The organism is Synechocystis sp. LEGE 06083, assembly GCF_015207725.1.
In the GTDB taxonomy this organism is placed as follows: domain Bacteria; phylum Cyanobacteriota; class Cyanobacteriia; order Cyanobacteriales; family Microcystaceae; genus Synechocystis; species Synechocystis salina.
In genome coordinates, this window is the sequence record NZ_JADEWJ010000074.1 from 1 (window position 1) to 14,744 (window position 14,744).

General features: G+C 47.8%; 12 protein-coding genes. 5 read left to right on the plus strand and 7 right to left on the minus strand.

All coding sequences use genetic code 11. From position 1 onward, the window contains the following. Window positions 1–69: 69 nt before the first annotated feature. The 6 genes from lysA to gtrB form a co-directional block, all read right to left on the minus strand. A complete protein-coding gene (lysA, locus tag IQ219_RS07660) occupies window positions 70–1,479 on the minus strand; it encodes a diaminopimelate decarboxylase (RefSeq protein ID WP_194072239.1) in 1,410 nt (469 codons plus the stop codon). Window positions 1,480–1,647: 168 nt separating this feature from the next. Next, window positions 1,648–3,072, minus strand: a complete 1,425-nt coding sequence (locus IQ219_RS07665; protein WP_194072240.1) for a GTP-binding protein — start codon at window positions 3,070–3,072, stop codon at window positions 1,648–1,650. Beyond that, on the minus strand, window positions 3,069–3,338 hold the full coding sequence (locus tag IQ219_RS07670; RefSeq protein WP_194072241.1) for a type II toxin-antitoxin system RelE/ParE family toxin: 270 nt from the start codon (window positions 3,336–3,338) through the stop codon (window positions 3,069–3,071). Before IQ219_RS07670 ends, IQ219_RS07665 begins: the two co-directional genes overlap by 4 nt. A 5-nt stretch (window positions 3,339–3,343) precedes the next feature. After that, window positions 3,344–3,541: a hypothetical protein gene (locus tag IQ219_RS07675; protein WP_194072242.1), complete on the minus strand. Its 198-nt coding sequence runs from the start codon at window positions 3,539–3,541 to the stop codon at window positions 3,344–3,346. A 96-nt stretch (window positions 3,542–3,637) separates the two neighbouring features. Next, on the minus strand, window positions 3,638–5,392 hold the full coding sequence (argS, locus tag IQ219_RS07680; protein ID WP_194072243.1) for an arginine--tRNA ligase: 1,755 nt from the start codon (window positions 5,390–5,392) through the stop codon (window positions 3,638–3,640). Window positions 5,393–5,591: 199 nt separating this feature from the next. Continuing rightward, window positions 5,592–6,548, minus strand: a complete 957-nt coding sequence (gene gtrB, locus IQ219_RS07685) for a glycosyltransferase GtrB (RefSeq protein ID WP_194072244.1) — start codon at window positions 6,546–6,548, stop codon at window positions 5,592–5,594. A 74-nt stretch (window positions 6,549–6,622) separates the two neighbouring features. Between gtrB and IQ219_RS07690 the strand changes: the two genes are divergently transcribed. From IQ219_RS07690 to trpB, 3 genes are all read left to right on the plus strand, one after another. Beyond that, on the plus strand, window positions 6,623–7,465 hold the full coding sequence (locus IQ219_RS07690; protein ID WP_228016792.1) for a type 1 glutamine amidotransferase: 843 nt from the start codon (window positions 6,623–6,625) through the stop codon (window positions 7,463–7,465). A gap of 78 nt (window positions 7,466–7,543) precedes the next feature. After that, a complete protein-coding gene (gene clpP, locus IQ219_RS07695) occupies window positions 7,544–8,140 on the plus strand; it encodes an ATP-dependent Clp endopeptidase proteolytic subunit ClpP (protein ID WP_190598084.1) in 597 nt (198 codons plus the stop codon). 121 nt (window positions 8,141–8,261) lie between these two features. Beyond that, a complete protein-coding gene (trpB, locus tag IQ219_RS07700; protein WP_194072245.1) occupies window positions 8,262–9,500 on the plus strand; it encodes a tryptophan synthase subunit beta in 1,239 nt (412 codons plus the stop codon). 74 nt (window positions 9,501–9,574) lie between these two features. Here the strand turns inward: trpB and IQ219_RS07705 are convergent, their stop codons facing one another. Next, on the minus strand, window positions 9,575–12,634 hold the full coding sequence (locus IQ219_RS07705; protein WP_228016793.1) for a CHAT domain-containing protein: 3,060 nt from the start codon (window positions 12,632–12,634) through the stop codon (window positions 9,575–9,577). Between the two features lie 215 nt (window positions 12,635–12,849). Between IQ219_RS07705 and IQ219_RS07710 the strand changes: the two genes are divergently transcribed. Beyond that, a complete protein-coding gene (locus IQ219_RS07710; protein WP_228016794.1) occupies window positions 12,850–13,680 on the plus strand; it encodes an ABC transporter ATP-binding protein in 831 nt (276 codons plus the stop codon). Between the two features lie 126 nt (window positions 13,681–13,806). Next, the gene (fabI, locus tag IQ219_RS07715; protein ID WP_190598086.1) at window positions 13,807–14,589 is read left to right on the plus strand and encodes an enoyl-ACP reductase FabI; all 783 of its coding nucleotides are present in this window, start codon (window positions 13,807–13,809) and stop codon (window positions 14,587–14,589) included. The last annotated feature ends 155 nt before the right edge of the window (window positions 14,590–14,744 follow it).

Below are 14,744 nucleotides of genomic sequence, written 5' to 3' on the forward strand. Positions count from 1 at the left end.
GACAAAATCCGGGGGAAAGCCCGACATGGGTAAGGGGAGATGGTCGTTAGGGTGGGGGTGGGGAGAAATTTAGGAAAGTAGACGGTTGGGTAAACAATCCTGGCGCAATAGGTCGGTGTAGGTTTCCCGTTGCAGAATCAGGTTTGCTTCCCCTTGGCTTACTAGTACAGCGGCTGGGCGACCTAAACGGTTGTAGTTGGAAGCCATGCTGTAGTTATAGGCTCCGGTGGCGGTGACCACTAGAATGTCCCCTGGCTCAGCAGCGGGTAGGGCCACATCCTTAACGAGAATATCGCCGGACTCACAATGTTTCCCGGCCACGGTGACAGTTTCGCTTAGCTCATCGTTCATGCGGTTAGCTAGGGCAACGCGGTACACCGATTGGTAGGTGATGGGGCGGGGATTATCGGACATGCCGCCATCGACGGCAATGTAGGTGCGGATATTGGGCACGACTTTGCGCCCACCCACCCGATAGGCCGTTACACAGGCAGACCCCACTAGGGAACGTCCCGGCTCAGCAATGAGTTTGGGATAAGGGACATTATGGTGATCGCAGGCCTTGGCTACGGAGAGGGCCGCCGCTTGGGCCCATTCTTCAATGCTGGGGGGATCATCACTTTCGGTGTAGCAAATTCCTAGGCCACCGCCGATGTTGAGTTCCGTCAGGGGCAGGCCGTAGGTTAAACCTTTGGCAAACCATTGCACCAGCACTTCCCCTAAGTCTTGGTGGGGTTGGCGCTCAAAAATTTGGGAGCCGATGTGGGCATGGAGTCCGAGGCAATGGAGTGCGGGCTGTTGGGCAATGTAGGTGAAAACCGCTTCTAGCTGGGTGGGATCAAAGCCAAATTTGCTGTCTAAATGTCCAGTTTTAATATATTCATGGGTGTGGCATTCGATGCCGGGGGTGAGGCGCAACATGATTTTTACCGGCTCCCCTGAGTTGGCCGCCAATTTGCTCAGGGTTTCTAATTCCAGCCAGTTGTCGACAATGATGGTGCAATTAACAGCGATCGCCTCTTGGAGTTCCTGCACCGATTTGTTATTGCCGTGGAAGTAAATTTTTTCTGCAATCTCAGTTTCGTCCCAACCCAATTGCTTCAGGGCTGAAACCGTGGTGAATAATTCTCCGCCGGATACCACATCGAACCCCAAACCTTCCTGGGCGGCGATCGCCACTACGGCTAAACAACTCCAAGCTTTGGAAGCGTAGATTACTTGACTGGGGCCAGGATAGTGGGTTTGGAAAGATTGACGATATTGTTGGGCCGCTTGCCGGAGGGTGGTTTCATCCAAAATGTAGAGGGGAGAGCCAAACTGTTCCACCAAAGCCGTGACGGAGCAACCACCAATTTCCAGTTCACCGTTTTTATTGATTACGGCGGTCAGAGGTAAAAGATTTTGGTTGGGGGAGGGAGAGGCCGGGGTTTTTAACAATGTACTTCCGGTGGTCGTACGGGGCATTTCAGTGGAGAGCATAGCAGGGGGAATTTTAATACAGATAAAATTTAATCGAACTGGCGGGACAGCGGAGCTACAACAACCGGGGGCAAAGCAAAACCCTAAAAGTATCAATAACTCTTGTAATATCTCAGTTTATCAACCTTGGGGATGATTGCTTTCCTTCTTTTTCTTCTGCAACTGCGGTCAAGAAGAGGGGGATACAATTCTTTCTGGCGTTAATTTCCCCTGCAGTTCTTGCTTAATGCGGGCCATAACGGAATTTTGATCCAAAGAATTGAGGATGTCTCGCACCACCGTCCGGGGCCCCGTTTCTCCCCAGGCAGCGCCGTTGGCTAGGTAGGTTTTGGTCACTTGACCGATCGCCAAGGTGGACACTCCAGCCACGCTAGCTTGGGTGAGGGCCACGGAAATATAAGGGGCCAGGGCCAATCCCCCCGTTAACGGCACCGTTAGACCAAGTAACCCTTTGAGGGAACTGAGTCCCAATCCGGCCAAAAATTCGCTGGCCGTGATGCCCCCCATGCTCACCCCAATTTTTTGCAACAGGGCGATCGCTGTCGTTTGGGTCATGGGCAAGCCGTACAGCTTGGAGAGGGAAATAATCAGGGCCACATCCACCACCGCCCCACTGAATAAATCCAGCACAGTCACCGGATTGAGGGCAATGGCCGCCGCCTTAACCATCACTGCTTTTTGAATAATGCTATTGGCTTGGCTATCCCGCAAGCGCATTTTTTGTTGCACTAATTTATCATTCAAACTGTCAGCACAAAGCAAGGTATTTAAAGCTACTAAAGATTTCCCTTCCCGTTGGAGTAAATCAATGATTTTCAAGCGTAGGTTATCAACTTTTGCTTCCCCCCTGTATTGGTAACGTTCCAATTTTCCCTGGGCATTTTCTCTCAATGCTGTCACCAAAGGACTGGCGGAAACTAAGATAATTTCCTCTGGGGACAATAATTCTTTTACTCGTTCATCACGAATTTTTTCGTAAATCAATTGCTGATCTGTCGCCGGATATTGATCAATTTTATTAAATACTAACAACATTGGTTTGCCCACCGCTCGCAGTTGGGACAAAGCTTGGAATTCCACCTGGGAAATGTCCCCCGCAATGACAAACAAAATTAAATCCACCTGTTGGGCCACGGCGATCGCCAATTGTTCCCGTTCTTTGCCCTTTACTTCATCAATGCCCGGTGTATCAATTAATTGTAATTGGGCATTACCCCAACCGGAAATGGTAACGGTGGATAAACCGTCTGCTTGGGTTAGTTGCCAGGGAGCGGACTGGTGGCTCTGGGTAACGCCATGGATTGGTCCTGTGGTGAAAACTTGCTCTCCTAAAAGGGCATTGAGCAGGGAAGATTTGCCCCTTCCCACCAAGCCAAAAGCCGCAATTTGTACTAGTCCCTGGTTGAGGTTTTCTAGCATGGCACAGAGGTGACCAATTTCCCTTTCCAGTCCCTGTTTTTCCCTAGTATCAAGATCAATTTGTTCGACGATCGCCGTCAAGCTAGCCTGGGCTTGTTGATAATTTAAATCTTCTTGGATCGCACTAATAATATCTAAGGTCTGGTCTAAATCAGTCAAAGAATTATTATTCATGGAAAGTAACGATAAAATTTTCGACGATGGATAACTCTTGCCAAAATAATGCTCTCATTCTGAATATAAAAGCCAATTCTATAGTCCCCTAGGCGTATTCGATAAGCATTGTCTTCTCCTTTGAGTTTTTTGACATTAGGAATACTTTGGATTTGTTCAAGTTGGGGAATTTCATTAAAGACTAAGCTCCTAATGAGCTCGTATTGGGGAGAATTTTTTAGTCTTTTTAAATCTTTGATAAAACTAGGAAAGTATTGAACATCCACCGAAATTAGTTCTCTAATTCTGCTAGAGCTTCAGAATGGCTTAAAGGCGTCTCATCTTTAACTTTATGCATAAAAACTAACAGTTGATTATCTTCAAGATTTTCAAGCATTTTTTGATAATCATCAAAATCAATCACAACTTTTTGAATGTTTCCTTGGGGATCTTTAATTAGTTCTTGGGCAAAAGGATAATTGATATCCATAACTATTAACTCAAAATAATCAAAGTATTTTTACCTGTGTAATCTATTCTAACAAAAGGATTTTGGTAAATAAATGGGGAAGTTATTTTCCCATATTTACATCCTGTCTAAAACCGGAATACCCAATAAAGACAGACCTAATTTTAAAGTTCTGGCGGTGAGATCACAAAGCAGTAAACGGGAACGACGCTGGGGATCCTTTGCCTTGAGCACCGGACAATTTTCATAAAAACGATTAAAAACTTTGCTTAATTCATAAAGATAATCGCAAAGACGATTGGGCAATAAACTAGTTTCCACCGTTTCAATGACGTCAGCAAATTGTAAAAGACTTTTAGCCAAAACTAACTCCGTTGGTTCAGTCAAAACAATTTCACCGCTGGCCATTTGGGCAAAATCAATGCCCCCTTCCCGACTAATGCTCTGAATACGGGCGTAGGCATAGAGCATATAGGGCGCCGTATTGCCCTGGAGAGCCAACATTTTGTCAAAACTGAAAACGTAATCACTGGTGCGATTTTGACTAAGGTCGGCATATTTCACTGCCCCAATGCCCACCCGTTGGGCCACCTCGGTCTTAAATGCTTCAGTTTCTTGCCGTTCTTCTGCTGTTAAGCGAGTTTCCAAGTCCTGTCTAGCCCGAGCGACTGCTTCCGTTAACAAATCCTTTAGGCGAATGGTGTCCCCTGCCCTGGTTTTCAGTTTCTTGCCGTCTTCCCCCTTAACCAAGCCAAACGGCACATGGACTACTTGACTGGGGTCAGTGAGAATGTCAGCTTTTTGGGCTACCTGAAAAAATTGGGCAAAATGGTTGGCCTGCCCCGCATCGGTGACGTAAATAATTTTCTGCGCCCCATCGGTTGTTAGGCGATAATTCAAAGCGGCTAAATCGGTAGTGGCGTAGTTATAGCCCCCGTCGGATTTTTGCACTATTAATGGCAGGCGATCGCCATCTTTATTGGTGAAACCGTCGAGGAAAACGCATTGGGCACCGTTATCTTCCACCAGTAAATCTTTTTCCTGCAATAGTTCCACTACACCGGGTAAAAAGGGATTGTAAAATGACTCTCCCCGTTCCTCAATGGCGATATCTAAACAATCGTAAATCAGTTGAAATTCTCTGCGGGATTGATCACAAAGTAATTGCCATGCTTTGATGCTTTCTGCATCCCCAGCCTGGAGAGAAACTACGGCTTGGCGGGACGTTTCCCGGAATTGTTCATCTTGATCAAACCTTTGTTTAGCTTGCTTGTAAAAGGTAACTAGATCGCCAATGTCTAACGCGTTGGCAGTTACCAATGCCTCTGGATAAACCTCTTTTAAATAGGTAATTAACATGCCAAATTGGGTGCCCCAATCCCCCACATGGTTGAGGCGCAAAACGTCATAGCCCCGCAATTCCAATACCCGTGCCAAACAATCCCCAATGATGGTAGAGCGGAGGTGACCCACATGCATTTCCTTGGCAATGTTGGGGCTCGAAAAATCCACCACCACCCTTTCTTCAACTTGGATTAGGGGCACGCCCAACTGTTGGTCCTGTTGGAGTTTAATTAATTGTTCTCCCAGATAATCAGGCAATAGCTTGAGATTAATAAAACCTGGCCCAGCGATGGTTAATGGTTCACAAATTCCGCTTAAATTAACTTTATCGACAACCTCCATGGCGATCGCCCGGGGCGGTTGACCCAACTGCTTGGCCAGGGGCAGGGCAATGTTGCATTGAAAATCGCCAAATTTAGGATTGGAAGCGGGCACCACCAGGGGAGTGGGCAAGGGAACATCGGGCGGAAACTGACCTCCCAGAGCTTGGGCAAAGTGATCATTGAGTTGGGTCAGAATCGATACCATGGACGATGATGTTAGGGGAAGTGAACGTTAAACAATTAAAAACTAGGCTCTGGGCTGGACAGTAATGCCCTATAACAAGCCTCGATATAACCAGTATATTAGATTAATTACCCCAAGGGAATTTGCAAAGTAAAACTAGTTGATCACCAATGTTAGTCCCAGGGCAATCAATGGGCGTGAAAAACTCCTATCTTCCAGCTTAATTAAGTCTTTCCAATTGCAGATATTCTAACCCCCAAAGATCACTAACTAAATACAAGGGTCGAGCTTTAACCTCTTCATAAACTCGCCCCAAATATTCACCAATTACTCCCAGGCTAATTAGTTGCACTCCCCCAAGGAATAAAATTGCCACCATCAAAGAAGCATAACCCGGTACGTCGGTGCCAACAATTAAGGTTTTTAAAATCAAAAAACTGGCATAGGCTAAGGAAAGCAGGGAGATAATTAAACCCAGATAGGTCCAAATTTTCAGGGGAAGCAAGCTAAAGGAAAAAATACCGTCCAGGGCAAAATTCCAGAGTTTCCAGTAATTCCATTTAGTTTGGCCTTGGAAACGGGGCTCCCGGTCAAATAAAACGAAAGTTTGGCGATAGCCTACCCAAGCAAATAAGCCTTTCATAAATCGAGTTCTTTCCGGTAGTTGCTTAATAGCATTGACTACTTTGCGGTCCATTAAACGAAAGTCGCCGGTGTTGGGGGGAATTTTAATTTCTGTCATGCGGCCAATCACTTTGTAAAACATTTTGGCAGTGAATTGTTTTACCCAGGTTTCCCCTTGGCGTGAACGGCGAGTGGCATAGACAATATCATAACCTTCGCGCCATTTATTAACTAGTTCGTGGATTAATTCTGGCGGGTCCTGGAGGTCGGCATCAATGGGAATAACTGCCTTCCCCTGGGCGTAATCAATACCAGCAGAAAGGGCAATTTCTTTGCCAAAGTTACGGGACAGATTAACAATTTTGATTTGGGGATTACTTTGATGACAATCAATTAATTGCTTGAGGGTTTTATCCTTACTACCGTCGTTAACGCAAATAATTTCGTAGGTAATTTTGAGGGGAGTCAGCACTTCTAACAAACGGGCAAATAAATGCTCGAGGTTATCTTCCTCGTTGTACATTGGAATCACAATGGACAGTTCAATGGTCATAGATATACGTTATTTCCTGTTGATTTATCAGCTCGTTAATGTCGTTGTCCAATGGGGTGATCTGGTTAAAATCAATGCAGTTGGTTGATTGCGGCTACTGTTACCATATCGATCGCCAGTTAATTATCAATAATTTCGTTCCTTGGCACCGGCTCGAGCAATTCCGTAATATTTCCAGGATATTTTCAGAAAATTACCATATGCAAGCTCACTTTTTCCAGCACGTTCCCTTCGAAAACCTTGGTGCCATTGAGCCTTGGTTGAGAACTAAAGGCTACAGCATCAGCCAGACTTGTTTATTCGAGCAGTCTACCTCCCCTGGTTTTCCCCCCTTAGCGACCATAGACCTGTTGATTGTCCTAGGGGGTCCCATGAGCGTCAACGACGAAGTGGAATATCCTTGGTTGATAGAGGAGAAGGCATTCATCCGTCAGGCGATCGCCGCTGGAAAACCAATGCTGGGTATTTGTCTAGGGGCCCAACTCATAGCCAATGCCCTGGGAGCCAAAGTTTATCCCAACGCAGTCAAAGAAATTGGCTGGTTTCCCATCATGGGGCAACAGAGTGAGCCACAGTTAGATTTATTCCAGTTTCCCCCCAGCACCGAAGTTTTCCATTGGCACGGCCAAACCTTTGATTTACCTCCAGGGGCCGAGTTGATTGCCTCCAGTGCAGCTTGTCAGCATCAGGCTTTCCAAATTGGGCGATCGGTCATCGGTCTGCAATGCCATCTGGAAACTACCTCCACAGCAGCTCAGGCGTTGGTGGATAATTGTGCCGAGGAATTGATCCCCGGCCCCTTTGTGCAGGATGCCGCCACCATTTTGACGGCTGACCAGACGAGATTTGCCCCCATGGGCGCAGTCCTAGTCCAATTGTTGGAATATCTACACCATCAAGTTGTTAGCCAAGCCTAATCCCCTGGCCCCAACCCCTAGGCGCGGAGAATATGGCACAATCTAGGAAGAATACTACGGTAACAACACCATCTCTCCATGATTCCAACCGTCATTGAAACGTCTGGGCGTGGCGATCGCGCCTTTGATATTTATTCCCGCCTACTCCGGGAGCGGATTGTCTTCCTGGGGCAAGAAGTCCGGGACGAGAATGCCAATTTAGTTGTTGCCCAACTGCTATTTTTAGAAGCGGAAGATCCGGAAAAGGACATTTATCTCTACATCAACTCCCCTGGGGGATCGGTGTCGGCAGGGCTAGGAATTTTCGACACCATGAACCAAATCCGTCCCGATGTCTGCACCATCTGCATCGGCTTAGCGGCCAGCATGGGGGCTTTTCTCCTCAGTGCCGGAGCCAAAGGTAAGCGCATGAGTCTGCCCAACTCCCGCATTATGATTCACCAACCCCTAGGGGGAGCCCAGGGGCAAGCCACGGATATTGAAATTCAAGCCAAGGAAATTCTTTATCTCAAAGCACTACTCAACCAACATTTGGCCAACCACACCGGCAAGTCCCTGGAGGAAATCACCTCTGATACGGAACGGGATTTCTTTATGTCCGCTGAGGAATCCAAGGAATACGGCCTGATTGACCAAGTGATTAACCGTCGGCCTTCCGCCAGTGACCCTCTTTAATTGGTTGTAGGGGTTCAACCCCCATTGCTCGCTAGAAGGTTACCAGGCCATTGGCTGAGAATATTAATGCAATGGCCTAACCAATCCCCCCCATTTTCCCCATTCCCTTTCCTGACCGTCCGTGAACATCCCTTCCCCCCCTTCTCCCCCCCCCCCCCAATACCCCGATGCCTTGGGGCGTTTTGGTAACTACGGTGGTAAATACGTGCCCGAAACCCTCATGCCTGCTCTGACAGAGTTGGAGGAAGCCTACTATCGTTATCGGGCGGAGAGTTCCTTCCAGGAAGAATTGGCAGGGTTACTGAAGGATTATGTGGGCCGTTCTTCCCCTCTGTATTTTGCGGAACGGTTAAGTGCCCATTATGCCCGTCCCGACGGTACCCATCCCTTGATATACCTCAAGCGGGAAGATTTGAACCACACGGGGGCTCACAAAATCAATAATGCCCTTGGCCAAGTTCTGTTGGCTAAACGCATGGGCAAAAAACGGATCATTGCCGAAACCGGCGCTGGTCAGCATGGGGTGGCCACGGCTACGGTGTGTGCCCGCTTTGGCTTGGAATGCATCATCTACATGGGGGTGCAGGATATGGAGCGGCAAAAATTAAATGTTTTTCGGATGAATTTGCTGGGGGCCAGGGTGCAACCAGTGACGGCGGGCACAGGTACCCTCAAAGATGCTACTTCTGAAGCGATTCGGGATTGGGTTACCAATGTGGAAACCACCCACTACATTCTCGGTTCCGTGGCGGGGCCCCATCCGTACCCCATGATGGTGCGGGATTTTCATCGGGTCATTGGCCAGGAAACCCGGCAACAATCCTTAGAAAAATGGGGGGGCTTACCGGACGTGCTGTTGGCCTGTGTGGGGGGAGGCTCCAATGCCATGGGGCTGTTCTATGACTTCATCGATGATCCGGAAGTCAGAATGATTGGCATCGAAGCGGCGGGGGAAAGCATTGTCTCCGGTAAACACGCGGCCACTTTAACCATGGGTAAACCGGGAGTATTACACGGGGCCATGAGTTATTTGTTGCAGGATACGGAAGGTCAGGTTACCGAAGCCCATTCCATCAGTGCGGGACTGGATTACCCTGGTGTGGGCCCTGAGCATAGTTACCTCAAAGATGCGGGACGGGCGGAATATTACAGTGTCACCGACCAAGAGGCGATCGCCGCTTTGCAGAGGTTATCGGAATTGGAGGGCATTATTCCAGCCCTGGAAACGGCCCATGCCTTTGCTTATTTAGAAACCCTCTGTCCCCAACTGAAAAATGGCGAACGGATTGTGATCAATTGCTCCGGTCGGGGGGATAAGGACGTGCAGACGGTGGCTAAATACCTGCAGATGGAAATTTAATTTAATTAAATTGGCCAAATGTTCCTTAAAAGTTGGTTTGACGCTAGATTAACTTTCTTAGGGGAGAAAAAAGATTAGTCTGCTTCCCCGATCAGGGTAAAAGCGCCCCAATAATAGGGTTCGGGATACTCTTCCTTAAGTTGGAGCATGGCTTGGCGGAGAGCGGCCGCTTTACCTAATCCTTGCTGTTGCCATTGTTGGTAAAACTGGGTCATCAACTTTTCTGTGGAAGCATCATCCACACTCCAGAGGCTAACCAAAATACTGGGTACCCCTGCCGCAATTAGGGAACGGGAAAGGCCGATCACCCCATCGCCGGTAATTTCCCCCTGCCCTGTGTCACAGGCACTGAGGATGGCAATGTCCGCATGGAGGGGATTAGTTTCAAAATGATCAAAAATTTCTGCTGCTGTGATGCGCCCTGGAGTGCTCAGTAAATCATCCTTGCCTTGCCCTGGTTCCGCCGTTAGATAAATAGCACTTTCCAAACCATTTTGCTCGTCAAAGCTGGCATGGGTGGCAAAATGCAACACTCCAGCCTGGGGCATTTGGGCCAATACCGTTTCCTCCCTGGCCTGTTTACCAATGAGGGGTTGCACCCCTAACAATTGACCAATTTGTTTAGCTTCATTGGCGGCGTTTTCTAGGTCATTGAGGTTGTCAGGGTAGGGATAGGGATTACCCACCACTAGGGCCGGGGTCAAATTTAATGCCTGCTGATTAAGTCGTTGCTTTTGTTGAGCGGTTTGGGCCAACACTTGGATAGAAGGGGCAGTAAGGATGGTGTGTTTATCAATCAAATACTCACCATTACTATCCTGGAGAGCGGGAAAGGGAATGCCAAAAAGAGGGCCCTGGGGAATAAAAATGACGGGGGCATCGGCATTGCTAGGCAACAGGTCGGCAATGGGGTCGATCAGAATTTGGTGCAGTTGTTGGAGGGAGGTACTGGCTTCCTGGGCGGTGCGGCGGGCAATGATGTTGGAAGACGATCGCCTGGTGACGGATTGCCTGGTGGTTTGGAGTAATTGCACAAAATCTACGTCATTTAAATCTTGGTTAAAGTCCATCTGGCGGAATGCCATGGTGCCATCGGGGGCAATGACATAGACGTAAAGTTTGACGGGGGAGGCCAGCTCTTTGGTGGGAATGAGGGCATAGGTCACTAGGGTACTTTGGCGATCGCCAGCGATTTTTTTCAGGGCGGCAATATTGGGTTTTTCGGTGGGGATAAAATCGGCGTCCCTGGCAAAACGTTTATTGAGCAGTTCTACTAAAGCCCTGGCCCGGCCCCGCTCAGCAATTTCTAGGGCTACAGCCGGTTGATTTTGGGCAATTAAACTCTCCTGGAGACGAAAATAATTGTACAGATAGGTATCAAAGTAGGAAACCTTCAATTCATCACTTAAATCTTCACTGTTAATTGATTCAAATAAATCAATCGCTTGGGTTAAAAATAAAGTGGATTTGTCGTATTTTTTCTGATCAAATTCCACATAACCAATATTGCTTAAAATAGTTGCTTCTAGCCCCACATTTTTCACTGCTCGACTGAGGGTCAAAGCCTGTTCGTAGTAATTCAATGCTTGGCCATAATCCTCGCGGGCATAGTAAATCGTACCAATATTATTCAAAGTTAAAGCTTCTCCATCCCGGTCTTTAATCTCTCGACGGAGCGCCAAAGCCCGCTGATAATAGTCCATGGCCCGGTCTAGTTGTCCCAAGCCGTCATACACATAGCCGATGTTACTTAAAATGGCTCCTTCCACCAGGCGATCGCCAGTGTCCTGGGCCAACTGGAGCGCCTGTCGATAATAGGTCAAAGCTTGGTCTTTTTCGCCAATGCTGTCGTAGAGCAAAGCAATATTATTTAACCGCACCCCCTCCCCGGAGCGATCGCCTACTAATCGGGCTAATTCTAAGGCCTGTTGATAATATTCTAGGGCCTGGGCTTTTTGCCCCAACCCATCCAGCACTAAGGCGATATTACTAATGACTGAACCCTGGAGAGATTGGTCTCCCACCGCCTCTGCAATCACTAAAGATTGAATGTAATGTTCCAGAGCCCGATCCTTTTCTCCAAAGCCGTCGTACACCAAGGCAATGTTATTTAACCGCACCGCTTCCCCCTGGCGATCGCTGACGGAACGGGATATGGTCAGGGCCTCTTGGTAATATTCCAACGCCTTCTCCCTTTCCCCCAAATTGTTATAGGCTAAACCAATATTGCTGAGGGTAGTACCCACCATTTTTAAATCATTGAGCTCTTTTCCGAGGGCAAGGGCTTCAGCATAATATTGCAAAGCTTTCTCGCTTTCCCCTAGGTTATCGTAGGCTACCCCCAGGTTATTAATGGTGGTCATTTCTTCCGTTTTATCCCCGGCTTGACGGATTAAAACTAGAGCTTGTTGGTAATAATCAATGGCCGTTTTTCGATCTGCCAAGGCGTTGTAAATACTGCCAATATTATTTAGGGTAGCTCCCTCTAGAGCTTTGTCTCCCAACTGTTGAGCTAAAGGAACGGCCTGTTGATAATATTCCAGGGCTTGGGAGTTTTCCCCAAAGTCAGAATAAATGGTGCCTAAACGATTGAGGGCAAATACCATTTCTCGATTAATAATGCCTATTTGCTGATAAAATTCCACACCCTGGGTAAATAATTCAATCGCCTGCAGTAACGACTCTTTGGAACCTTCATCCATCATGGCCTGGGCTTGAATGAGGGATTGGTGCCCCTGAATTTCAATTAATTGTTTGGCATCGGGCAGAATGATTTTTAGTTGATATTTGCCCGTTACCCCTGGCTTATTGCTGGTAACTACTATCCCATATCCTTGGGGATCGACTTGATTGATTAAAATACCCGCATTAGTGTCATATAAATCATCATTTTCTGCTAACTTATTACCCTCTCCATCCATCAAGATTAAATAGGGGTCAAAATCCTGGCTTTCTAGGTAAATTAATACGGGCTGATCCGCCGTTAGCTGGAGGGGATAAAGGTCAAAAATTACACCATTGTCCGAGCTTAAATCCCCTATTTCTAACTCCCCAAGGGCACTATCAAGTACTTCTACTTCTGCTTGGCCATAGGCGGGGCAGGAAAGAAAAAAAAACTGAGAATTAATAGCCAAGGGAAGCGCATGGTGTTTTCTCCAAGCAAAAGTCAGAATTTGTCAAGATCAGTTGGGGGGAGTGATCACAAACCAATAACTACTAGCTAATTATTGATCGTCCATTGTTCCTGTTACTATGCAGTCCCCTATGAAAATTCTAGAACATCAAAGTCGTTATCATAATAGACACGACTAATATCCTTGTTGTCTGCCGTTCGCTCTAGATAGCCTCCATGCTTGATTCAAATCCGTTAATGACCTACTCCCCGGCCAGCAAGGGCGATCGCCAAAATTCTTCCCAAGGGGATGTGCTGCTGCGCCTAGAGGGAGTATCCAAAATTTATGGGGCAGGGGAAACGGAAGTCAAAGCTTTGGCTGATGTCAGTTTGACCATTGCCAAGGGTAGTTACTGCGCCATTATGGGGGCCTCTGGATCGGGTAAGTCCACCATGATGAATATTATTGGTTGCCTAGACCGCCCCACCCTAGGCCATTATTTCTTGGACGGGGAGGATGTGTCCGGTTTAAGTGCTGACCAGTTAGCCAAAATTCGCAATCGCAAAATTGGCTTTGTGTTTCAGCAATTTTATCTGTTACCCCAGATGACCGCCCTGGAAAATGTCATGTTACCGATGATTTATGCGGGCATACCGGCGGAAACCAGAAAAGAAAAGGCCATCGCCGCCTTGGTTAGGGTAGGGCTCAGCCAAAGGCTACATAACCGTCCCAATCAATTATCCGGCGGACAACAACAACGGGTGGCGATCGCCAGGGCCATTGTTAACGAACCGTTATTGCTGCTGGCCGATGAACCCACTGGGGCGTTGGATTCCCACACCACCGAGGAAGTGTTGGCTATTTTTTCCCAGTTGCACAGCACAGGCATCACCATTGTGGTGGTGACCCACGAAGCCGATGTGGCCAGCCACGGAGAACGGATTATTTCTTTCCAGGATGGGCAGATTCTCCGGGATCAGATCATTAAAACGATTCCCCACCGGGCGGAAGAACTTCAGAAAAACGGTAACGTCCCAGGTTCAGACCGCAATGGATTACCTGGATAGTGCGCCCTACCCCGATGGGCTTCTTGGAAGTACGGACTGGGGGGTATATTGAAAGATTGGGGTTGATGGCTCCCCGGACTAGTTTTTGAGCAATTACCACATTTGAGCATCCCCAGGGAAAATTTTATGTTAGATCTCAGCGGCAAACACGCTTTTGTTACCGGCATCGCCAATAATCGTTCCATTGCCTGGGGCATTGCCCAACAACTACACCGCGCCGGGGCTGAAATTGGCGTTAGTTATCTTCCGGACGACAAAGGCAGATTTGAAAAGAAAGTGCGGGAGTTGACCGAGCCCTTGCACCCCACCCTTGTGTTGCCGGGGGATGTACAGGACGATGCCCAGGTAGATGCCCTGTTCAATACGGTGAAGGAAAAATGGGGCAAACTCGACATTTTAATCCATTGTTTGGCCTTTGCGGACAAGTCTGGTTTAACGGGGAATTACACCGACATTCCCAAGGAAGCCTTTAGCCAAGCGATGGAAATTAGTACCTATTCCCTTGGTCGTTTGGCCCGGGGCGCAAAACCCCTAATGACCAATGGCGGTAGCATCATCACCCTGACCTATTTCGGCGGTGTGAAAGTCATTCCCAACTACAATCTGATGGGGGTTGCTAAGGCTGGCCTAGAAATGACTGTGCGCTATCTAGCGGCGGAATTGGGCCCCCAAAATATCCGCGTTAACGGTATTTCCGCTGGTCCCATCCGGACCCTGGCTTCTTCGGCCGTAGGGGGTATTTTGGATATGATTCACAATGTGGAAGAGGTGGCACCATTGAAACGCACCGTCACCCAAACGGAAGTGGGCAACACGGCGGCGTTCCTGGCCAGTGACCTATCCAGTGGCATTACCGGGCAAATTATCTACGTCGATTCTGGCTATGAAATTATGGGTATGTATAACTAGTAAAAATAAGATTGAGATGGTGTCACTTTCTGTGAGGCTTGTGTCAAGAGCTTTTTGGTCTGTTGCTCTGCCAGCACTCTTAATTGAATTAGCTATAATGGTAAAGATTAAACGACAAAAATAGTTCTTTGCCATGGGAGCCCATCATCAAGGCC

Bases quoted from the DNA above. Each gene is read 5' to 3' on its own strand.
- lysA (WP_194072239.1), bottom strand. From the start codon at position 1,479: ATGCTCTCCACTGAAATGCCCCGTACGACCACCGGAAGTACATTGTTA.
- IQ219_RS07665 (WP_194072240.1), bottom strand. From the start codon at position 3,072: ATGAATAATAATTCTTTGACTGATTTAGACCAGACCTTAGATATTATT.
- IQ219_RS07675 (WP_194072242.1), bottom strand. From the start codon at position 3,541: ATGGATATCAATTATCCTTTTGCCCAAGAACTAATTAAAGATCCCCAA.
- argS (WP_194072243.1), bottom strand. From the start codon at position 5,392: ATGGTATCGATTCTGACCCAACTCAATGATCACTTTGCCCAAGCTCTG.
- gtrB (WP_194072244.1), bottom strand. From the start codon at position 6,548: ATGACCATTGAACTGTCCATTGTGATTCCAATGTACAACGAGGAAGAT.
- IQ219_RS07690 (WP_228016792.1), top strand. From the start codon at position 6,623: ATGCAGTTGGTTGATTGCGGCTACTGTTACCATATCGATCGCCAGTTA.
- clpP (WP_190598084.1), top strand. From the start codon at position 7,544: ATGATTCCAACCGTCATTGAAACGTCTGGGCGTGGCGATCGCGCCTTT.
- IQ219_RS07710 (WP_228016794.1), top strand. From the start codon at position 12,850: ATGCTTGATTCAAATCCGTTAATGACCTACTCCCCGGCCAGCAAGGGC.
- fabI (WP_190598086.1), top strand. From the start codon at position 13,807: ATGTTAGATCTCAGCGGCAAACACGCTTTTGTTACCGGCATCGCCAAT.